Here is a 21,916-nt window from a genome sequence, read left to right on the forward strand (position 1 = left end):
ACAGCGCAACAATTCGACAAGGATGTTTAACTTGCGCCTCCTATTCCGCGTTCTCACTCTGGTGATCGTACTGGCGCTAATCGCCGTTGCGGTGATTGTCTATTACGTCGCCAATCCGAAATTGCCCTTCTACACCCCGCCCCAACAGGTGCGCTACCTGGATCAATGGAGCGCAGAGCAACGGCAGACCTACTACTTCACGCCGCAAGGTACGCAAGTCAAAGGCCTGCGTTACGAGTGGTTCGAGGCGCTGGAACTGCCCTTCTCAGAACAGCGCTTCGCCTCCCCCGAGTACCTCGCCCGTTTCGGTTTCCTGGTCGATCCGCAGCAGAAAGCGAGCGCCAGCAACCCGGGCAACCTGCCAGTCGGTTTCGCCCGGCACCAGAATCCCGGCAACGCTTCCGAGCACTATCTGGACATCACCTGCGCCGCTTGCCACACCGGCGAGTTGCGCTTCAAAGGTCAGGCCGTGCGCATCGATGGCGGCACCGCGCAACATGTTTTGCCTTCCAGCGTTCCTACATTGCGCGGCGGCAGTTTCGGCCAGGCCCTGGTCGCAAGTCTGGCCTCGACCTACTACAACCCGTGGAAATTCGAACGCTTCGCCCGCCAGGTCCTCGGTGCCGATTACGACGCGCGCCACGAGCAATTGCGCAAAGACTTCAAAACCTCGCTCAACATTTTCCTCAAAGTGGCCTGGAACGATACCCATCGTGGCCTCTACCCGACCGAGGAAGGCCCGGGGCGCACCGACGCGTTCGGCCGGATTGCCAACGCGACGTTTGGCGATGCGATTTCTCCTGCCAACTACCGCGTGGCCGATGCGCCGGTGGATTACCCGCAACTGTGGGACATGTGGACGTTCGATTGGGTGCAGTGGAACGGCTCGGCACAGCAGCCGATGGCGCGCAATATCGGCGAAGCGCTCGGCGTCGGCGCCACACTGAGTTTCTTTGACGCCAACGGCCAACCGCTGCAAGGCGCTGAGCGCTACCCCTCCAGCGTACGCGTGCGCGATCTGCACGCCATCGAAGAAACCTTGCAACAACTGAAGCCGCCAACCTGGCCCGAGGATCTGTTCGGTGCGATCGACAAGCCGCTGGCCGCCAAGGGCCGTGCGCTGTTCGCCGAAAACTGCGCCGGCTGTCACGTGCCGCGCCAATCCCGGGAAGGCGAACGCTGGGTGCAGCACTTGCACATGATTCCGGTGAATGTCATCGGCACGGATCCGAACGCGGCCAACAACATTGCCAGCCACCGTTTCGACCTGAGCGCACTGCAATGGGATGTCAAAGAGCTGGAAAAGATGGACGTCAAACTGCACCCCGAACCCAAAGAGTCGCTCGATCCGAGCCAACTATCGGTGGCCAAGGGCCTGGCTTACGTCACCGCGTTCGTGGAAAACCGCGCCTATCGCGAAGCGAAGATCACGCCGGAGGAAAAGCCGCGAATGGATGGCTTTGGCCTGCCGATCGGCGTGCGCGAGAAAGTCGCTTACAAGGCGCGGCCGCTGGCTGGCGTGTGGGCGACTGCGCCGTTTCTGCACAACGGTTCAGTGCCGAGCCTCTATCAGTTGTTGTCACCGCAGGATGAGCGCGCAACGACCTTCTATAAAGGCACGCTCGAATATGACCCGCGCCACCTCGGCTATCGCACCGAAGCCTTCACCAACGCGTTCCTGTTCGACACGCGCATCAGCGGCAATCACAACAGCGGCCACGAATTCCGCGCCGGCGCACGCGACAACGGGGTGATCGGCCGCCTCCTGCAACCCGAGGAGCGCTGGGCGTTGCTCGAATACCTGAAAGTACTGGGCGGACCACTGGAGGCGCAGTTGCCATGATCATGCCGACATTCAAAAAACAACTGCCGCCACTGGCGCGCTTCTGGCTATTGCTGGGGCGTTTGCTCGGCAAGATGCTGCTGATCGTGCTGGTCATCGCCCTGCTCGGCTGGGCCATCGCCACCGCGTGGTTTGCCTGGCAGCACCGCGGGCCGGTGTCGGCCCAGGAACAGATTCCCGCAGGCGAAGCGGCGATGACGCAGGACGTCATTCAAACCGCAGTGCGGATCGTCGACCAACACCGCGAAAGCACGCGTTATCTGCGCGATGCCCACGCCAAGGCGCATGGCTGCGTGAAGGCGCAACTCCAGGTGCTACCGGAATTGGAGCAGTCGCTTCGGCAAGGTGTGTTCAGCGAGCCGGGCAAGACCTGGCAGGCTCTGATCCGGCTGTCCAACGGCAATGCGTATCCGCAATTCGACAGCATCCGCGACGCTCGAGGAATGGCGATCAAGCTTCTCGACGTACCGGGCAAGCAATTGCTCAGCGATAGCGGTGACCGGCATGAACAGGATTTCGTGATGTTCAGCCACCCGAACTTCTTTGTCAGCGATGTCGCCGAGTACCGTCAGAATGTGGCGGCGCAGGCTGACGGCAAGAAGGTCATGGCGTTTTTTCCGACATGGGATCCGCGTACCTGGCAGGTCCGCCATCTATTCATCGCGCTGGCTACGCTGTCAGCGCCGCCGGACAGCCCGACCGCGACCACCTACTTCTCGGTATCGCCCTACAAATTCGGTGAGGCCAATGCGAAATTCCGCGTCGCGCCGGATCCGGACAGTTGCCCGGCGTATACCCTGCCCAAACAGAATCACGACCTGCCGAATTTCCTGCGCAGCGCACTTAATCAGCAGTTGTCGACGGATCGGGTGCCGGCGTGTTTTGTCCTGCAGATCCAGCGCCAGGACGCGCACAAGTACATGCCTATCGAAGACACCAGTATCGAGTGGCGTGAGCAGGATGCACCGTTTGAAACGGTGGCGCGGATCACTTTGCCCGCGCAGGACTTCGACACGCCGGCGCTGAATCTGCAATGTGACAACCTGTCATTCAATCCGTGGTTCGGCATCGAGGCGCATCGGCCGATCGGCGGGATCAATCGCCTGCGCAAGGCGGTGTACGAGGCGGTGAGCGATTATCGGCATGCCCGCAATGCGGCGCAGTAGCGCGGCGATTTTATAAATCGCAGACAGCAAAAAGCCCGCACAAGGCGGGCTTTCCGTGGTTTCTGGCGTTCAGTTCCAGATACCGAATATGGCGCAGCGGACGGGACTCGAACCCGCGACCCCCGGCGTGACAGGCCGGTATTCTAACCGACTGAACTACCGCTGCGCGAAACGCTTGAAACGAATGGTGGGTGATGACGGGATCGAACCGCCGACATTCTGCTTGTAAGGCAGACGCTCTCCCAGCTGAGCTAATCACCCTTCGCTTCGTTACGGGGCGCATTATGCCACAAGTTTTCGTAAAGTGTTGATTTAATTGAATATTTTTCAAAAAAATCTGAAAACCGGTGAAACGACACATCCCGCGGGTACAACCTTGAGACAGAAAAAAACCCGCCTCAGCGGGTTTTTCCGTGGTGACCTGGCGTTCAGTGGTCCAGGTTACCGAATATGGCGCAGCGGACGGGACTCGAACCCGCGACCCCCGGCGTGACAGGCCGGTATTCTAACCGACTGAACTACCGCTGCGCTAAACACTTGAAACGAATGGTGGGTGATGACGGGATCGAACCGCCGACATTCTGCTTGTAAGGCAGACGCTCTCCCAGCTGAGCTAATCACCCTTCGCTTCGGTGTGGCGCGCATTCTACGGAGCACCCCAACCTCTGGCAAGCACTTTTTTAAATAATTTTCCGAGGCCTTCCAAAGGCTTAGAGAAGGGTTGGCCTATGCCCCGGCGAAGACAATAATGCCCCCCTTTGTATAAAGGAGTGACTCACCCCATGTGGTTCAAGAACCTGCTGATCTATCGCCTGACCCAAGACCTGCCTGTCGATGCCGAGGCGCTGGAGACTGCACTGGCGACCAAACTGGCGCGGCCGTGTGCAAGCCAGGAGCTGACCACTTACGGTTTCGTCGCACCGTTCGGCAAGGGCGAAGATGCGCCGCTGGTGCATGTCAGCGGGGATTTCCTGCTGATCTCTGCCCGTAAAGAAGAACGCATTCTGCCGGGCAGCGTCGTGCGTGACGCGGTCAAGGAAAAGGTCGAAGAGATCGAAGCCGAGCAGATGCGCAAGGTCTATAAAAAGGAACGCGATCAGATCAAGGATGAAATCATCCAGGCCTTCCTGCCGCGCGCGTTCATTCGTCGTTCGTCGACCTTCGCTGCCATCGCGCCGAAACAGGGCCTGATCCTGGTCAACTCGGCCAGCCCGAAACGCGCCGAGGATTTGCTGTCGACCCTGCGCGAAGTGATCGGCACCCTGCCCGTCCGTCCGCTGACCGTGAAAATGGCGCCGACTGCGGTGATGACCGATTGGGTCACCACACAGAAAGCCGCCGACGATTTCTATGTGCTGGACGAGTGCGAACTGCGCGACACCCATGAAGACGGCGGCATTGTCCGTTGCAAGCGTCAGGACCTGACCAGCGAAGAAATCCAGCTGCACCTGAGCACCGGCAAAGTCGTCACTCAGCTGTCGCTGGCCTGGCAGGACAAACTGTCGTTCATGCTCGACGACAAGATGACCGTCAAGCGCCTGAAGTTCGAGGATCTGCTGCAGGATCAGGCGGAACAGGACGGTGGCGATGAAGCGTTGGGTCAACTGGATGCCAGCTTCACCTTGATGATGCTGACCTTCGGCGACTTCCTGCCGGCGCTGGTTGAAGCGTTGGGCGGGGAAGAGATGCCGCAGGGGATCTAAAGCCCTGCGAGGTCCAAACTGTAGGAGTGAGCCTGCTCGCGATGAGGGACTGACATTCAACGAATATGTTGACTGATAGACCGCTATCGCGAGCAGGCTCACTCCTACATTTGTTTTGTGTTGTTCATTTAATAATAAGGATCAAGCCATGCGCGCACTGGCTGCACTCAGCCGCTTTGTCGGCAATACCTTCGCTTACTGGGTTCTGATATTCGCCGTCGTGGCGTTCCTGCAACCGGCGTGGTTCATCGGCCTGAAAAGCGCGATCGTACCGCTGCTGGGTCTGGTGATGTTCGGCATGGGCCTGACCCTCAAACTCGACGACTTCGCCGCCGTCGCTCGCCATCCGTGGCGAGTGGCGCTGGGCGTGGTCGCGCATTTCGTGATCATGCCCGGTGTGGCGTGGTTGCTCTGCCAGGTGTTCCACCTGCCGCCGGAAATCGCCGTCGGGGTGATTCTGGTCGGCTGCTGCCCGAGCGGCACCTCGTCGAACGTGATGACCTGGCTGGCGCGCGGTGATCTGGCGCTTTCCGTGGCGATCGCCGCGGTCACCACCCTCCTCGCTCCGTTGCTGACTCCGGCGCTGATCTGGCTGCTGGCCTCAGCATGGCTGCCGGTGTCGTTCATGGAGCTGTTCTGGTCGATCCTGCAAGTGGTGCTGCTGCCGATCATTCTCGGCGTAGTTGCGCAACGTCTGCTTGGTGACAAGGTGCGGCATGCGGTGGATGTGCTGCCGCTGGTGTCGGTGGTCAGCATCGTGATTATCGTCACCGCTGTTGTGGCGGCGAGTCAGGCGAAAATCGCCGAGTCCGGGCTGTTGATCATGGCCGTGGTGATGCTGCACAACAGCTTCGGCTATCTGCTCGGCTACTTCACCGGGCGCTTGTTCGGTTTGCCTCTGGCTCAGCGCAAATCGCTGGCACTGGAAGTCGGCATGCAGAACTCGGGCCTCGGTGCGGCGCTGGCCAGTGCGCATTTCTCGCCGCTGGCGGCGGTGCCGAGCGCGTTGTTCAGCGTCTGGCACAATATTTCCGGGGCGCTGCTGTCGACGTACTTCCGGCGCATGAGTGAAAAGGAAGATCGCGACAATCTTGCGCAACGGGCCGCCGACTGAGCTGAAAACTTGATCCTCGGGTTAATGCTCGTCACTATTGCGCAACGCGGGGACGACCCTGCGGCTCGATCGAGTCATTAACCTGGGGACGACCCCGTCAATCGATGGAGGTCCTGCATGTCCTGGATCATTCTGTTTTGCGCCGGCCTGTTCGAAGTCGGCTGGGCCGTCGGGCTGAAATACACCGACGGCTTCACCCGCCCGCTCCCCACCGCCCTGACCGTTGCCGCCATGGCTATCAGCCTCGGCCTACTGGGCCTGGCGATGAAGGAATTGCCATTGGGTACGGCTTATGCGATCTGGACCGGCGTCGGTGCCGTGGGTACGGTGATCGCCGGGATCATTCTGTTTGGTGAATCGATGGCGCTGATCAGGCTGGCCAGTGTGGCGTTGATCGTCACGGGTTTGATAGGCCTTAAAGTGAGCGCTTAAGCCACTACCGTCTTCGCGAGCAGGCTCGCTCCCACATTCAACCGCATTCCGTCATTGGAACACGGTCACCTGTGGGAGCGAGCCTGCTCGCGAAGGGGCCTTTTGATGCAGCGACTATCTGACGGATCCGCGCAACTCCCCCACCAACCCTTGCAACTTCGCCGGTTCCGTCCCTTCGGTAATCGCCGGCCCCGCCACCAGCGTCACCCGCGACCACAAGCGGTGGAACAAGCCCTTGTTCGGATCGCGACTGAAGAAACTCCCCCACAATCCTTGCAACGCCAGCGGAATCACCGGCACCGGCGTCTCCTCGAGAATGCGCGTCACCCCACCTCGGAATTCATTGATCTCGCCATCAGCGGTCAACTTTCCTTCCGGGAAAATGCACACCAGCTCGCCTTCCTTCAGATACCGAGCAATGCGCGTGAAGGCTTTTTCGTAGATCTGGATGTCTTCCTGGCGTCCGGCGATAGGAATCGCACCCGCCGTGCGGAAGATAAAGTTCAGCACCGGCAGGTTGTAGATCTTGTAGTACATGACAAAGCGAATCGGCCTACGCACTGCCCCGCCGATCAGCAAGGCGTCAACGAATGACACGTGATTGCACACCAGCAGCGCCGCCCCTTCGTCCGGGATCGCTTCAAGGTTGCGATGCTCGACGCGGTACATGGAATGGCTGAGCAGCCAGATCATGAAGCGCATGCTGAATTCGGGGACGATCTTGAAGATGTAGGCGTTGACGCCGATGTTCAGCAGCGACACCACCAGGAACAGTTGCGGGATCGACAGCTTGGCGACGCTTAACAAAACGATCGAAACAATCGCCGACACCACCATAAACAGCGCGTTGAGAATATTGTTGGCGGCGATCACTCGCGCCCGTTCGTTTTCAGCCGTGCGCGACTGGATCAGCGCGTACAGCGGCACAATATAGAAGCCGCCAAAAATGCCCAGACCAAGAATATCGATCAACACCGCCCAGGTGTGAACGAAGCCCAATACGGCAATCCAGCTATGGCCGGTGACGCTGTCCGGGATTCCCCCGGAATGCCACCACAGCAACAGGCCAAACACGGTCAGGCCGAACGAGCCGAACGGCACCAGACCGATCTCGACTTTGCGCCCGGAGAGCTTTTCGCAGAGCATCGAACCCAGCGCGATCCCCACCGAGAACACCGTCAGAATAAGCGTCACCACTGTTTCGTCGCCGTGCATCCACTCCTTGGCGTAGGCCGGGATCTGCGTCAGGTAGATCGCCCCGACAAACCAGAACCACGAGTTGCCGACAATCGAGCGCGACACCGCCGGCGTCTGGCCCAGGCCGAGTTTCAGCGTCGCCCAGGACTGGCTGAAGATGTTCCAGTTCAGGCGCATTTCCGGCGACGATGCCGCCGCACGCGGAATGCTGCGGCTGGCCAGGTAACCCAGCACGGCAATGCCGACGATCGCTGCGGAGACCACCGGCGCGTAGTGCTCGGTCGACATCATGATCCCGGCGCCGATGGTCCCGGCGAGAATCGCCAGAAACGTGCCCATTTCCACCAGACCGTTGCCGCCGACCAGTTCGTCATCGCGCAAGGCCTGCGGCAGGATCGAATACTTCACCGGGCCGAACAATGCCGAATGCGTGCCCATGGCGAACAGCGCGACCAGCATCAGTGACAGATGATCGAAGAGAAAGCCGATCGATCCTACGGCCATGATGGCGATTTCTGCGAGCTTGATCAGGCGGATCAGCGCGTCCTTGGCGAATTTTTCCCCGAATTGCCCGGCCAGTGCCGAGAACAGGAAAAACGGCAGGATAAACAGCAGCGCGCAAAGGTTGACCCAGATCGAGCGGTCACCCTCGATGGTCAGCCGATAGAGGATGGCGAGGATCAACGACTGTTTAAATACGTTGTCGTTAAACGCGCCGAGCGACTGGGTAATAAAGAAGGGCAAAAAGCGCCGGGTACGCAACAGGTTGAACTGTGAGGGGTGACTCATCTTCCGTGTTTCCTGATGTTGGGTAGAGAGGCCTGGATGCTTGTCATTGGAATGCCGCACCACGATCCAGGCCACACCTTACCTAAACTTTTCAGTTTATTTCTTCAAACCTGCGATACACGGCGAGACAAACAGCTCGCCACGCCACGCGCCCTGCACGGTGCGCTTGCCGACGATCAGCCACATCGCCGCCAACAAAATCACCAGCGCCGTACCGAACACGCTGAAAAACGTCAGGCTGAGGATGCTCGCCAGTTTCAGCGTCGCCAGGGAATACACGCCCAGCGGAAAGGTGAAGCCCCACCAGCCGAGGTTGAACGGAATGCCGTCACGCAGATAACGCACGGTGATCAGCAGCGCCATCAACATCCACCACAGACCAAAACCCCACAACGTCACTCCCGCCACCAGGCCCAGACCCGAGGCGATTTCGCCGACACCGGGCAGACCATTCGCGGCAAAAATCGCTGGGGCCTCACCGCCCAGCAGCAACATGCCCAACGCACCGGTGCCGATCGGCCCGAGGGCCAGCCAGCTCGACGCGGCCATGTTTTCGTGGGGCAGTTTGTGCAAGGCCATGCGCAACAACAGGATGGTCAGAATGCTGAACGCTACCGGCAGGGAGAAGGCCCAGAGCACGTAGCTGGTGGTCAGTACGATGAGTTGCGCATGGGCGTCCGTCAGATGCGGGGCGAGCAAGCCGCCGCTGGCCGCAGCCACTTCCGCCGCCACTACCGGCAGCAACCATACCGCCGTCATCTGATCGATGCTGTGCTCCTGACGAGTAAACATCATGTAGGGAATCAGCACGCCGCAGGCCAGCGACATCGCCACATCGATCCACCACAACGCTTCAACCAGTTGGATTACTCCGTCGCCCCAGCGCGGCACGCCGAACAGCAGAAAACCGTTGATGATCGTCGCCAGGCCCATGGGAATGGTGCCGAAGAACATCGACACGGTTGAATGGCCGAAAATCCGTCGTGCTTCATCGAAGAACAACATCCAGCGGGCGGCGTAGGCTGCGGTAAACAGCGTGAACAAGACAATGTTGAACAGCCACAGCCCTTCAGCCACGGCGTGCAATCCGGGAATGGCCAGCGGCAATTGCGCCAGCGCCAATGCCAGCACACCGGTGCCCATGGTCGCGGCGAACCAGTTCGGCGTGAATTGCCGGATCACTTCGCGCGGATGCTGAAGCTGGCTGAAAGGCTTGAAGCCGGGGGTGACACTGTTGGGGCAAATCATCATGAGCTCCTGTCCTCTGGTGAGGTTGAGCTCATGGTAGATCCGAATCGAATATCGATATAACGGGTAATATCTCTAACTGTTATCTGTTTTGCAGATAAACAGCTAAACGCTACCCTCCGATTCGATTACCAGAATCCGCGCCTCGCCTTGCGGATGGGCGACGTGCTCGGTGCCGACCGAGGCATAGAAAATATCACCTGTGTCCAACACAACCTGCCGCTCCTCGCCGCCTTCGCGGTAGTGCATCCGCACCCGACCATCGAGTACTACGAACACTTCTTCTCCGTCGTTGACGTGCCATTTGTACGGCTGATCGGTCCAGTGCAGGCGCGTGGTGATGCCGTTCATGTTGGCGATGTCCAAGGCACCCCAGGCGCGTTCGGCGGTAAACGATTTGCTGCGGATAATCTTCATGAATCGATCCGTGAGAGAAGTTCGCCAAGGCTAACCGAAACCGCGGCGCTCAAGGAGCACTACAAATTTTACCCGCCTGGGGCCGCAGACTGAGCAGCAGCGCAGCCACGGCCAGCACGATCAGCACAACGCCGTAACCGTCGGTGGTCGCCAGCAATCCGAAGCTGCGCGCCAGATGCCCGGCCAGCAGCGCCGGCAGACAGAACGCCAGATAACTGAGCACGTAATACGCAGACATCAACCCGGCTCGCTCGTGGGGCAAGGCCAGCGGCACCAGAGTGCGCACCGCACCCAGAAAACCCGAGCCAAAGCCACAACCGGCGACCACGGTGCCAAAGAAAAACAGCGACAGACTGGCGCCGTGTACCCCAAGCAAAATCAATATCAGCCCGACCGGCAGCAAGCTCGCGCCCAGCAGCAGCGCCTGAGCAGCCGGGCGGTTGCGCATGGTGAAGATCATCAACGCGCCCGTCACGGTCAATGCCGCCACCGTCGCGCCGCCGATCAGGTTGGAGGTCGAGCCGGTGGCTGTGCGTACCAATGACGGTGCCAGCGAGGCATAAAAACCTCCGAGCGCCCAGGTTGCAGTATTCAATGGCAACACTCGCCACAATGTTGAACGCGCCTGCACCGGCACATGCAAGGTCGGCCGCAACGACGCCCACGCCCCGCTCTGTCGCGAAACACTTTCCGGCAAGCGCCACACATACACGCCCTGCAACACGAACAACGCCAGCAGCAACCAGTAGGTCAGCTGCAACGGCGCGGGTGCGAATTCTGCGAGCAAGCCACAGCCCAAACCGCCCAAAGCCATTCCGAGTAACGGCGCGACGCTGTTGATCAACGGCCCCTGCTGGCGATCGGTGTCGAGCAATGTTGCGCTCAAAACGGCGGTAGCCATGCCGGTGGCGAAACCCTGCAGCACCCGCGCGCCGATCAACCAGGCGACGCTGTCGGCATAAATGAACAGCAGCATCGCCAGGGCATTGAGCAGAACCGCGCTGAAGATCACCGGCTTGCGGCCCAAATGGTCGGAAAGCGAACCGACCGTCAGCAACGCCGCCAACAGACTCAAGGCGTAAACGGCGAAGATCAGCGTCAGCATCGCTGAGGAGAAATGCAATTGGTCCTGATACAGGTGATACAACGGCGTCGGCGCGGTGGAAGCGGCGAGAAAACTCAGTAAGGTGATCGCCAGAAACCACAGGCTGGATCGATGGGAAGCAACGTCTTTCAAAGGGCTGGTCATAGGAAACTCCGCAAAAGCTAACTTTTTGCTTTTACGCAGTGTGCTACCGCCTCGCGCTTAAAGCAAATTCTTTGTGTTAAGGTCTGAACCATGGCTATTAAAGAAGGTTTACGCCCCGGTGGCCGCAGTGCCCGGGTGCAAGAGTCGATCCATTCGGCTGTCAATGCGCTGCTGCAAGAGCAGGAACGTTCCACCGTGACCGTCCCGCAAATCGCCGCCCGCGCGGGGGTTACGCCGTCGACGATCTATCGGCGCTGGGGTGATCTGGCGGCGTTGCTGGCGGACGTCGCCCTCGCCCGCATGCGCCCGGACAGCGAACCGGCGGACACTGGAAGTCTGCGCGGCGATATCCGCGCGTGGGCCGAGCAGTATCTCGACGAGATGAGTTCGGAGGTCGGGCGCAACATGATGCGTGACGTGCAAGCGAGCGCTACGCCGGGCTATTGCGTGGCAATCATTGGTGCGCAGTTGCAGACCATTGTCGATCGCTATGCGCATGAGAAGGCGCCGAGCGTGGATCGCTTGATCAATCTGGTGGTGGCGCCGGTGGTGTTCCGGATTCTGTTTTCGGCGACGGCGCTGGAGATTGAAGAGCTCCATCGCCTGATCGATATCGCGCTGCGTCTGGACTGACGCCTTCGCGAGCAGGCTTGCTCCCACAAGGGAATGCATTCCAACCGTGGGAGCGAGCCTGCTCGCGAAGAGGCCCGCCCGGTTACCATAAAAACCACCCGCTACCCCGCCTGCGACACCCCGCCACGCCACGACCTTGGTCGACACTGACTAACCGCCGCGCCCGTGCGAGACTGTTCGCCCGGGCAGGAGTGCCGGGGAGTCTTTTGTCGGGAGTGCTGCATGTCGTTGTCCACCGGGCTGATCGCCGTCGTTGCCCTGGCCTACATGGCCATCATGTTCGCCATCGCCTTTTACGGCGACCGTCGCAGCACGCCGTTGCCGCCGCGAGTGCGTGCCTGGGTGTACAGCCTGTCGCTGGCGGTTTACTGCACCAGTTGGACGTTCTTCGGCGCGGTGGGACAGGCGGCGGAACAACTATGGTCGTTCCTGCCGATCTACCTTGGGCCGATCCTGCTGCTGGTATGCGCCCCGTGGGTCCTGCAGAAAATGGTGATGATCAGCAAACAGGAGAACATCACCTCCATCGCCGACTTCATCGCCGCGCGCTACGGCAAATCGCAATCGCTGGCGGTGGTCGTGGCGCTGATCTGCCTGGTCGGCGTCTTGCCCTATATCGCCCTGCAACTCAAAGGCATCGTCCTCGGCGTGAACCTGCTGATCGGCGCCGGCGCCGATGCCATGGGCACCCGCGCTCAGGACACGGCGCTGATCGTGTCGCTGGTGCTGGCGTTGTTCACTATCGTTTTCGGTACGCGCAACCTTGATGCCACCGAACACCACCGTGGCATGGTGCTGGCGATCGCTTTCGAATCGCTGGTCAAGCTGTTCGCTTTTCTCGCCGTCGGCGCTTTCGTTACTTACGGCCTGTATGACGGTTTCGACGACCTGTTCAATCAGGCGATGCTCGCCCCGCGCCTTGAAGCCTATTGGAAGGAAACCATCAACTGGCCGTCGATGGTGGTGCAGACCGGGGTGGCGATGATGGCGATCATCTGCCTGCCCCGGCAATTTCACGTCACCGTGGTGGAAAACATCGACCCGCAGGATCTGCGGCTGGCGAAATGGGTGTTCCCGGCCTATCTGGCGTTGGCCGCACTGTTCGTAGTCCCGATCGCACTCGCCGGTCAGATGCTGCTGCCCAGCCACGTGCTGCCCGACTCCTTCGTGATCAGCCTGCCGCTGGCCCAGGCGCATCCGGCGCTGGCCATGCTGGCGTTCATCGGTGGTGCATCGGCAGCGACCGGCATGGTGATTGTCGCCAGCGTCGCGCTGTCGACCATGGTCTCCAACGACATGCTGTTGCCGTGGCTGTTGCGCCGCAACAACGCCGAGCGCCCGTTCGAAGTGTTCCGCCAGTGGATGCTCTCGGTGCGCCGGGTCAGCATCGTGGTGATTCTGCTGCTGGCCTACGTCAGCTATCGCTTGCTCGGCTCGACCGCGAGCCTGGCGACCATCGGCCAGATCGCCTTCGCGGCGGTAACGCAACTGGCGCCAGCGATGCTCGGCGCGTTGTACTGGAAACAGGCCAACCGCCGTGGCGTGTTTGCCGGTCTCGCCACCGGCACTTTCCTGTGGTTCTACACGCTGGTGCTGCCGATTGCCGCGCACAGTCTCGGCTGGTCGCTGGCGAGCTTCCCCGGCTTGGCGTGGCTGCACAGCAATCCGCTGAACCTGCCGATCACGCCGCTGACCCAAGGCGTGGTGCTGTCGCTGGCGGGTAACTTCACCCTGTTTGCCTGGGTCTCGGTGCTGTCGCGCACGCGGGTTTCGGAGCACTGGCAGGCCGGGCGTTTCATCGGCCAGGAAATCAGCGCGCGGCCCAATGGTCGCTCGATGCTGGCGGTGCAGATCGACGATCTGCTGCAATTGGCGGCGCGTTTTGTCGGCGAAGAACGGGCGCGACAGAGCTTCATTCGTTTCGCCTACCGCCAGGGCAAGGGCTTCAACCCCAACCAGAACGCCGACAGCGAATGGATTGCTCACACCGAACGCTTGCTCGCCGGTGTCCTCGGTGCCTCTTCGACGCGCGCTGTCGTAAAAGCCGCCATCGAAGGTCGGGAAATGCAGCTGGAGGACGTAGTCCGCATCGCCGACGAAGCCTCGGAGGTGCTGCAGTTCAACCGTGCGCTGCTGCAAGGCGCGATCGAAAACATCACGCAAGGCATCAGCGTGGTCGATCAATCGCTGAAACTGGTGGCGTGGAACCGACGTTATCTGGAACTGTTCAACTACCCTGACGGTTTGATCAGCGTCGGCCGACCGATTGCCGACATCATTCGCTACAACGCCGAACGTGGCCTATGCGGCCCCGGCGAGGCCGAAGTGCACGTTGCGCGCCGCTTGCACTGGATGCGCCAGGGCCGCGCGCACACCTCCGAACGGCTGTTCCCCAATGGCCGGGTGATCGAGCTGATCGGCAACCCGATGCCCGGCGGCGGGTTCGTCATGAGCTTCACCGACATTACCGCGTTCCGCGAGGCCGAACAGGCGCTCACCGAGGCCAACGAAGGCCTCGAACAACGGGTCAGCGCGCGCACCCAGGAACTCTCGCAACTCAACGTCGCACTCACCGAAGCCAAGGGCACCGCCGAGGCGGCGAACCAGTCGAAAACCCGCTTTCTTGCCGCCGTCAGCCATGACTTGATGCAGCCGCTGAACGCCGCAAGGCTGTTCTCCGCCGCCCTCTCCCATCAAAACGAAGGCTTGAGCGCCGAGGCGCAACAACTGGTGCAACACCTCGACAGCTCGCTGCGTTCAGCCGAAGACCTGATCAGCGATCTGCTGGACATCTCGCGCCTGGAAAACGGCAAGATCAACCCGGATCGCAAGCCCTTCGCGGTCAATGAACTGTTCGACACCCTCGGTGCGGAATTCAAAGCGCTTGCCCAGGAGCAGAAGCTGACGTTCCGGGTGCGCGGCAGTCAATTGCGCATCGACAGCGACATCAAGCTGCTGCGGCGGATTCTGCAGAACTTCCTCACCAACGCTTTCCGCTACGCCAAGGGCCCGGTGCTGCTGGGCGTGCGCCGGCGTGACGGCGAGCTGTGTCTGGAGGTCTGGGATCGCGGGCCGGGCATTCCGGAAGACAAGCAGCAGGTGATCTTCGAAGAATTCAAGCGCCTCGACAGCCACCAGACCCGCGCGGAGAAAGGCCTGGGCCTGGGTCTGGCAATCGCCGACGGCTTGTGCCGGGTGCTCGGGCATACCTTGCGCGTTCGTTCGTGGCCGGGCCGTGGCAGCGTATTCAGCGTGACGGTGCCGCTGGCGCGCACACAAACGCCTCCCGCGAACGCCGCCGTGGAACTGAACGGTAAATTGCTTAGCGGCGCGCAAGTGCTGTGCATCGATAATGAAGACAGCATTTTGATTGGCATGAACAGCCTGCTCAGCCGCTGGGGCTGCCAGGTGTGGACGGCGCGCAATCGCGACGAATGCGCCGCGATATTGAATGAGGGGGTACGGCCGCAACTTGCCCTGGTCGACTATCACCTCGATCACGGCGACACCGGTACGGAGCTGATGGCGTGGTTGCGTACGCGTCTGGGCGAACCGGTGCCCGGCGTGGTAATCAGTGCGGATGGGCGCCCGGAGACGGTGGCGCAAGTGCACGCGGCGGGACTGGATTATCTGGCCAAACCGGTGAAGCCCGCGGCCTTGCGGGCCCTGTTGAGTCGGTATCTGCCGCTGTAGCCGGTGATTTCGCCGACGCCATCGCGAGCAGGCTCGCTCCCACAGAAAAGCAAAGTCAAAAGCACAGATCGCAGCCTTCGGCGGCTCCTACACAATGAGCGTTAGCTCGAGTGCTTTTGATCTTGATCCACGGGCGACGTCGGAAGGCTGAGCGGAGGGATTGATCCGGGGGTGGGAGCGCAGCGACCGTTTGGCGCAGCCAAACACAGCGAGTGTAGGTGCAGCGAAGCAAACCGGAGCCGCTGCGCCCGGATCAGTCCCGGAGCGAAGGAACCCGAGCCTGCGAGGGCCGAACGCAGGAGCAAGCCTTTTTGGGTACTTTTTTCTGGGCCGGCATTCCGGGCGTCTGGAAAAAGTGCCTCGCCGTAAGGGCGAAACCGCCAGCCGCCATCACCGCAGCAACGGATATGTACTCACAATCAGCCAAAAAAACGACGCCTACTCAGGCAACTCAACCAACCCATCAACATCAGTCATCGCCCGCTCCAACAAATCCGCCGGCAAACTCTTGCTCGCCCGCGCACCGAGCAACTTCAACTGCTCACTGCGACTGACCAGATTGCCGCGCCCTTCTGTCAGCTTGTTACGCGCCGAGCTGTAGGCCTTGTCCAGTTGCTGCAGACGATTGCCGACTTCATCCAGATCCTGAATAAACAACACGAACTTGTCATACAGCCACCCCGCGCGCTCGGCGATTTCCCGGGCGTTCTGGCTCTGGCGTTCCTGCTTCCACAGACTGTCGATCACCCGCAGCGTAGCCAACAGCGTGGTCGGGCTGACAATCACGATATTGCGGTCAAAGGCTTCCTGAAACAGCGAAGGCTCAGCCTGTAACGCAGCGGAAAACGCCGCTTCGATCGGCACGAACAGCAAAACGAAATCGAGGCTGTGCAAGCCTTCCAGGCGCTTGTAGTCCTTGCCGGCCAGGCCTTTGACGTGATTGCGCAGCGACAGCACGTGCTGCTTGATCGCGATCTGCCCCAATGTGTCATCGTCGGCCGCCACATATTGTTGATAGGCCGTGAGACTGACTTTCGAGTCGACCACGACTTGCTTGTCACCGGGCAGGTAAATGATCACATCGGGCTGGAAGCGCTCGCCGTCCGGGCCTTTGAGATTGACTTGGGTCTGGTACTCGCGGCCCTTTTCCAGACCGGCGTGTTCCAGAACGCGCTCGAGAATCAGCTCGCCCCAATTGCCCTGGGTTTTCTGGCCCTTGAGGGCGCGGGTCAGGTTGGTCGCTTCGTCGCTCAGACGCAGATTCAACGCCTGCAAACGCTCCAGTTCCTTGGCCAGCGAGAAACGCTCGCGGGCTTCGGCTTGATAGCTCTCTTCCACGCGTTTTTCGAAGGACTGGATGCGCTCTTTCAACGGGTCGAGCAACTGGCCGAGGCGTTGCTGGCTGGTCTCGGCAAAGCGCTGTTCACGCTCATCGAAGATCTTGCCGGCCAGCTCGGCGAATTGCGCACGCAATTCATCCCGCGAGCCTTGCAGGTCGTTGAGGCGTTGTTGATGGCTTTCCTGTTGCTCGCGCAACTCGGCACTCAACGAGGCGGCCTGGGCGTCGAGACGGCGCAATTCGGCGTCCTTGTTGGCGCGTTCGAGGTTCCAGGCGTGGGACGCATCGCGGGCGTCGTCGCGCTCGATCTGCAACAACTCGACTTCGCGGCGCAGCGCGGCGAGGTCTGCCTGTTTGGCGGCGTTGGCCTGGCCAAGGTCGGCGATCTCATCGCGGCTGGCTTCAAGCTGCGCGTTGAGGCCGTCCTGAGCCATTTGCGCCATGGCCAGGCGCTCTTCGAGCAAGGCCAGATCGGCCTGGGCGCCGCTGGCCCGGCGCTGCAGTTGCCAGGCCAACGCCAGCAGCGGCAACCCTGCTGCCGCCAGACCAAGCAATAAGCTGGTCAAGTCCATAGCCATAGCGACTCCTGCCAATCGGATAAAGCCTGAAGGTTAACCAAGGTGTCAGGGCTTGGACAGCTCAGTCTTCGATCAGACCGAGTTCCTGCTGCGCGCGCCGGTCACCGGCACGGGCGGCCTGACGCAGCAGCTCCTGACCGATACGCCGGTCCCGTGCGTTGCCGCATTCACGGCAGATCAGTTGGCCAAGACGGCTTTGCGCGGCGACCACGCCTTCACGGGCCGGTTGCTTGAGCAGACGGCCGGCGAGATGCTTGGCGCTGGGGCTATCGCTCAGGCGCGGGGCATCGAGCAACCATTCAGCCACGCGGACGGAGAAGCGCTTGGGCGGGGTAACAGGATTCGGGTTTGGGGTAACAGAGTCTGATACTGAGCGAAACTTCATAAAGCACTGCGGGACAGATCGGAAGGCGCGCCACTTTACTCTCTTTTTCTTACAGGTAAAGTCGAAAAAAACCCGGCACGCCCGTCCTAGAGCAAGCGCTAGGGACAATCCACAGAAGCTGTGGATAAGTCAGTGGACAACCCCTCTGTGATCCTCGCAAAGCCTTGTGGAATGGGGCTCGCAGTCAAACTGACGATTTTTTCACCAACAAAAAAAGGCGATATTTTTCATTGACTTAAACTTTTGATACAGGCAGCGGCTGGAGTCAGGATTGATGTGACAGTGACGTTACGGTCTGTGCAACTAATGTGCACAAGTACCTGTGAGACGGTTATATGCGTGCGCTTTTTCGGGTCGTTTTATGCAGCGGAAGAGGCCAAGCGTCTTTGCGAGAAAGCCCGCGCTCCGACGGATGGTCGCGCGCAGCCACGTCCCTTCAGGCTTTTTTTCATTGCGGGGTTTGCTTCGTCCCGATGGATCCGTTACTATCCGCGGCGTTAGTACCAAGCTGAAAGTCAATTCCGGTCGAACATCTCCCACGGTCAATCTTCCAACAGGAAGAAATATCCGAAAAAAGCGGGACCGACCCCTCGATGGTTTCCAGGTAAATCTTGCGACGACGCTGCCTTTGAATGAAAGCAAAGGGCGTTGCGAAGAACACTTACTCTGACCGAACCAACCTGCAAATTGATCAGGATCTTCACCCCGGGCCCAGAACCTTTGCCCTCGCTGTGATGCCTGTCCTCCTAAGTACCTACCTGCCAGCCCAAGCGCGCTCATTTATCAGCGCTTCAAACTGGCTGCTTTGTTCCAGTCGGGTTCTTCGTTCGATCAATGGTGATCAACGTTACTGGAACGTTTTAACGTTGCACGGTTCTTATCCGTGTCATTTGTAGGAACACCTAATAACTATGTCTACTCAAATCCAGACTCAGGATGCCATTCGCACCCTAACCAACGCTTTTGCTCCAATGAACTGCCTGATCATGGCCGCTCGCAAAGGCTGCTTCAGCTTCACCGTGGTCAATGAATACGGCATCGCTCGTCACAGCGAGCGTTTGTACCCCGATCAATACTCCAGCGCCGAACCGCTGCAGGCCGTGATCGAGCGTACGCGTCAGGCACTGGTTGCCTGAAAGCCGACCAGGCTGCAAAAGCAAAGCCCTGCTGAAAAGCGGGGCTTTTTATTGCCTGATATTTCACTGTTAGCGCTGCGCTGCTAAGCATGTTCCGATCTAACGCTCGGGATGCGATAGCGGAAATATTTTAAAAACAGGCCTTTACACGCTGAATATGACACTACACTTCAACTCAAGCGGCGTGACCCGCTTGCGGCGAGCCTGAGTCGATCCACTGCTGCCAAAGCCCCCTTCAGGACTCGCCCTCCACAACAGGAAACGAGGGTGTTATGGGTATCGCTGCCAGCGAACTGTGCCGCTATGTGATCCGTCCTACACTGATCTATCTGGGACGCCACTGCGCAACTGCCGAATCCCTGCTGCTGGGCATCGCCGCCAGCCAGTCCGCCCTCGGGACTGCCCTGCATGACCGCCGTGGACACGGCCTGTACCGGATCGCCGAGCATCGGCATCAGGCGCTGTGGGACGATTATCTAGCGCTCGATCCGGAGCGCGCCAGCCTGGTGCGCGGCCTCGCCAGCCAGCACGCATTTCTCAGCGGCCCGCACCTGGAACTGACCGTCAACCTGCGTTACGCCACTGCCATTGCCTGGCTGCTGGTAGAAGAACAGAACCCCACCCTCCCCGCTCCGACCGACCTGCTCGGCATGGCGCGCATCTGGCGCCAGACCTTTCAACCGCAAGGTCGTCTGCGTGACTTCACCTATGCCTGGCAAACCTGTGTTTCACCGCTGAATCAGGTCGCTTGCTGACCGTGCGGTTCCACAAGTTCTCGCAACAGGCCGCCATTCTGGTCGGATTGTCCTACAAAACCGCTCTAACTCAAGGCATACGGGCTATAGCGCTGGGACGAAAATGTTGGTAATTTTCGCCCCGGTGATCACCAGGAGTTCTAATAATGAAAAAAGTCATGCTCAAAACCACCCTTAGCCTCGCCGTTACCCTTGCCTCCACGCAGATCTTCGCGGCAGGTTTTGCCCTCAACGAACAAAGCATCAGTGGGATGGGGACTGGTTTTGCCGGGCGATCTTCTTCTGCCGACGACGCAAGCACTGTTTATGGCAACCCGGCCGGCATGGCGCGCATCAAGCGCGAACAAGTCACCGGTGGCGTCGCCGTTGTCGATGCACACACCGATATCAGCAACGCCAGCTCCAGCCCGAACGGCGGCAGCAACAAAGGCGACATGGTGCCCTTCACCGCCGTACCTATGGGCTTCTATGTAAAACCGATCGATGACCATTGGGCCTTTGGTCTGGGTGTCTATGTGCCGTTCGGCCTGATCACGGATTACGAAAAAGGCTTCGCCGGCCGTTACTTCGGCAGCAAGTCCGAAGTACAGGTGATCACCTTCCAGCCAACCGTCAGCTACGCCTTCAACGACAAGGTATCGATCGGTTTCGGCCCGACGATCAACCGCATCGACGGCTCGCTGGAATCCAACCTCTCGATCACCCAGGCACTGCCGGACGGCAAGGTCAAAATCAAGGGTGACGACACCGCACTGGGCTACAACGTCGGCTTGCTGGTCCAGGCCACCGACACCACCCGCCTGGGCCTGACCTATCACTCCAAGGTCGACTACAAACTCGAAGGCAACACCAAGGTCAACTACGGCGCACTGGCGCTCGTGGGCGTAGGCGCGAATCAGAAGTACGACGCTTCGCTGAAGATCACCACGCCGGAATCCGTGGACTTCTCGGTCACCCAGGCGATCAACGATCGCTGGAACGTCTACGCCGGTACCACCTGGACTCGCTGGAGCCAGCTGGACAAGATCACCGTGAAGAACTCCGGCGTGCAGCCTCTGCTGGCCGGTCAGTTCGGTTCGATCAACGAAGACCAGAACTGGCATGACTCCTGGGCCTACGCGGTGGGTACCTCGTACCAGTTGAACAAGGAATGGGTACTGCGTACCGGTCTGACCTTCGACCAGTCGCCGACTAACAACGAAGACCGCTCGCCACGCATCCCGACTGGCGACCGCACCATCTTCAGTATCGGTGCCGGCTGGAGCCCGACCGACGACCTGACCATCGACGTCGCGTACTCGTACCTGAAAGAAGAGTCGGTCAAGATCCGCAACGAAAACGCGCGTGGCCAGAGCTACGATGCCAAGTATGAAAACTCGGCAAACGGCTTCGGTGTCGGCGCGACTTACCGCTTCTGATGCACCGTGGCGAGGCGCAATCCTCGCCCACGAAAAAGCCCCGCTCTCTTTGCAGAGGCGGGGCTTTTTCATGCCTGCAACTTTTCACTGAAACGACAAATTTCCATTGTGGGAGCGAGCCTGCTCGCGAAGGCGGTATGTCAGATGTTGATGTACTGACCTGTCACACCGCTTCGCGAGCAGGCTCGCTCCCACAGGGAACAACGTTAATCAGGGCTTTAGCGGTTTGGAGGCAATGGCCTTTTCGATCGCTGCAATAAATTCGGGATCATCCGGTTTGGTCAAACTGGAAAAACTCGCCACAACCTTGCCCTGCCGATCGACTACGTACTTATAGAAATTCCACTTCGGCGCATTGCTCTGCGCCGCCAGCACCTGGAACAGATGCGTGGCGTCATCACCGCGAACCTTCTGCGGTTCGGTCATGTTGAACGTCACGCCATAGTTGGCGTAGCAGACCTTGGCGGTTTCCGCGCTGTCCCTGGATTCTTGCTTGAAGTCGTTCGACGGCACGCCAAGCATCTCCAGCCCTTGCGCCTTGTAGCGCTTGTTGAGCGCTTCAAGTCCTTCGAACTGCGGAGCGAAACCGCAGAAGCTGGCAGTATTGACCACCACCAGCGGCTTGTCGGCGTACTGCTTGCACAGATCGATGGATTCCTTGGCGCGCAACTTCGGCAGCGAGCCTTGCAACAGGTCAGGACAATCGGCGGCCTGGGCCAGGCCAGTCAACGCCATCAGCAACGCGGGAACAGCACACCAGCGCATCAACATGTCGAACTTCCTTGGGCAGTCATAAGGTTTCGACGTTACTCGCCACGCTG

The 21,916-nt window shown here is 60.0% G+C and carries 17 protein-coding genes and 4 tRNA genes; 10 read left to right on the plus strand and 11 right to left on the minus strand.

The window, feature by feature from the left end:
• Positions 1-31 precede the first annotated feature (31 nt).
• Both BLU71_RS13140 and BLU71_RS13145 read left to right on the plus strand, forming a co-directional pair.
• Positions 32-1,843, plus strand: a complete 1,812-nt coding sequence (locus BLU71_RS13140) for a di-heme-cytochrome C peroxidase (RefSeq protein WP_083353263.1) — start codon at positions 32-34, stop codon at positions 1,841-1,843.
• Entirely contained in the window at positions 1,840-3,009 is a 1,170-nt protein-coding gene (locus BLU71_RS13145; protein ID WP_083353264.1) for a catalase family protein, read from the plus strand. The genes BLU71_RS13140 and BLU71_RS13145 overlap by 4 nt, the downstream gene beginning before the upstream one ends.
• Before the next feature lie 89 nt (positions 3,010-3,098).
• Here BLU71_RS13145 and BLU71_RS13150 read toward each other — a convergent pair.
• From BLU71_RS13150 to BLU71_RS13165, 4 genes are all read right to left on the minus strand, one after another.
• A tRNA-Asp gene (locus BLU71_RS13150) sits at positions 3,099-3,175 on the minus strand.
• Between the two features lie 19 nt (positions 3,176-3,194).
• Positions 3,195-3,270 (minus strand) — tRNA-Val (locus BLU71_RS13155).
• 190 nt (positions 3,271-3,460) lie between these two features.
• Positions 3,461-3,537: transfer RNA gene (locus BLU71_RS13160), tRNA-Asp, on the minus strand.
• Between the two features lie 19 nt (positions 3,538-3,556).
• Positions 3,557-3,632 (minus strand) — tRNA-Val (locus tag BLU71_RS13165).
• A gap of 159 nt (positions 3,633-3,791) precedes the next feature.
• Here BLU71_RS13165 and rdgC point away from each other — a divergent pair.
• The 3 genes from rdgC to sugE all read left to right on the plus strand — a co-directional run bounded on the left by rdgC (position 3,792) and on the right by sugE (position 6,258).
• Entirely contained in the window at positions 3,792-4,712 is a 921-nt protein-coding gene (gene rdgC, locus BLU71_RS13170; RefSeq protein WP_042607627.1) for a recombination-associated protein RdgC, read from the plus strand.
• A 148-nt stretch (positions 4,713-4,860) separates the two neighbouring features.
• The gene (locus BLU71_RS13175; RefSeq protein ID WP_083353265.1) at positions 4,861-5,826 is read left to right on the plus strand and encodes a bile acid:sodium symporter family protein; all 966 of its coding nucleotides are present in this window, start codon (positions 4,861-4,863) and stop codon (positions 5,824-5,826) included.
• Positions 5,827-5,943: 117 nt separating this feature from the next.
• A complete protein-coding gene (gene sugE, locus BLU71_RS13180; protein WP_041479526.1) occupies positions 5,944-6,258 on the plus strand; it encodes a quaternary ammonium compound efflux SMR transporter SugE in 315 nt (104 codons plus the stop codon).
• Positions 6,259-6,372: 114 nt separating this feature from the next.
• Here the strand turns inward: sugE and BLU71_RS13185 are convergent, their stop codons facing one another.
• From BLU71_RS13185 to BLU71_RS13200, 4 genes are all read right to left on the minus strand, one after another.
• On the minus strand, positions 6,373-8,244 hold the full coding sequence (locus BLU71_RS13185) for an MFS transporter (RefSeq protein ID WP_064365411.1): 1,872 nt from the start codon (positions 8,242-8,244) through the stop codon (positions 6,373-6,375).
• Between the two features lie 96 nt (positions 8,245-8,340).
• Positions 8,341-9,492 (minus strand): TDT family transporter, encoded by a 1,152-nt coding sequence (locus BLU71_RS13190; protein ID WP_064365412.1) that lies wholly within the window; start codon positions 9,490-9,492, stop codon positions 8,341-8,343.
• Positions 9,493-9,597: 105 nt separating this feature from the next.
• Entirely contained in the window at positions 9,598-9,909 is a 312-nt protein-coding gene (locus tag BLU71_RS13195) for a cupin domain-containing protein (protein ID WP_042607622.1), read from the minus strand.
• Positions 9,910-9,958: 49 nt separating this feature from the next.
• Entirely contained in the window at positions 9,959-11,158 is a 1,200-nt protein-coding gene (locus BLU71_RS13200; protein WP_083353266.1) for an MFS transporter, read from the minus strand.
• Positions 11,159-11,248: 90 nt separating this feature from the next.
• On the opposite strand from BLU71_RS13200, the gene BLU71_RS13205 reads away from it, so the two are divergent.
• Together BLU71_RS13205 and BLU71_RS13210 are read left to right on the plus strand one after the other, a co-directional pair.
• Positions 11,249-11,791 carry a TetR/AcrR family transcriptional regulator gene (locus tag BLU71_RS13205; protein WP_083353267.1) on the plus strand — a complete coding sequence of 181 codons (543 nt, stop codon included), beginning with the start codon at positions 11,249-11,251 and terminating at the stop codon, positions 11,789-11,791.
• A 222-nt stretch (positions 11,792-12,013) separates the two neighbouring features.
• Positions 12,014-15,484, plus strand: a complete 3,471-nt coding sequence (locus BLU71_RS13210) for a PAS domain-containing hybrid sensor histidine kinase/response regulator (protein ID WP_083353268.1) — start codon at positions 12,014-12,016, stop codon at positions 15,482-15,484.
• 438 nt (positions 15,485-15,922) lie between these two features.
• Here the strand turns inward: BLU71_RS13210 and rmuC are convergent, their stop codons facing one another.
• Both rmuC and BLU71_RS13220 read right to left on the minus strand, forming a co-directional pair.
• Positions 15,923-17,287, minus strand: coding sequence for a DNA recombination protein RmuC (gene rmuC, locus BLU71_RS13215; protein WP_173867402.1), 1,365 nt, complete (start codon positions 17,285-17,287; stop codon positions 15,923-15,925).
• Between the two features lie 175 nt (positions 17,288-17,462).
• Positions 17,463-17,786, minus strand: coding sequence for a hypothetical protein (locus tag BLU71_RS13220; RefSeq protein WP_065615135.1), 324 nt, complete (start codon positions 17,784-17,786; stop codon positions 17,463-17,465).
• Between the two features lie 911 nt (positions 17,787-18,697).
• On the opposite strand from BLU71_RS13220, the gene BLU71_RS13230 reads away from it, so the two are divergent.
• The 3 genes from BLU71_RS13230 (at position 18,698) to BLU71_RS13240 (ending at position 21,095) form a co-directional block, all read left to right on the plus strand.
• Positions 18,698-18,922, plus strand: coding sequence for a hypothetical protein (locus BLU71_RS13230; RefSeq protein WP_083353270.1), 225 nt, complete (start codon positions 18,698-18,700; stop codon positions 18,920-18,922).
• Positions 18,923-19,194: 272 nt separating this feature from the next.
• Positions 19,195-19,677: a hypothetical protein gene (locus BLU71_RS13235; protein ID WP_083353271.1), complete on the plus strand. Its 483-nt coding sequence runs from the start codon at positions 19,195-19,197 to the stop codon at positions 19,675-19,677.
• 146 nt (positions 19,678-19,823) lie between these two features.
• Positions 19,824-21,095 carry an OmpP1/FadL family transporter gene (locus BLU71_RS13240; protein WP_042607617.1) on the plus strand — a complete coding sequence of 424 codons (1,272 nt, stop codon included), beginning with the start codon at positions 19,824-19,826 and terminating at the stop codon, positions 21,093-21,095.
• A 210-nt stretch (positions 21,096-21,305) separates the two neighbouring features.
• Here the strand turns inward: BLU71_RS13240 and BLU71_RS13245 are convergent, their stop codons facing one another.
• Entirely contained in the window at positions 21,306-21,866 is a 561-nt protein-coding gene (locus BLU71_RS13245; protein WP_064365416.1) for a glutathione peroxidase, read from the minus strand.
• Positions 21,867-21,916: the final 50 nt, after the last annotated feature.

This window comes from Pseudomonas moraviensis (genome assembly GCF_900105805.1).
Lineage (GTDB): Bacteria > Pseudomonadota > Gammaproteobacteria > Pseudomonadales > Pseudomonadaceae > Aquipseudomonas > Aquipseudomonas moraviensis_A.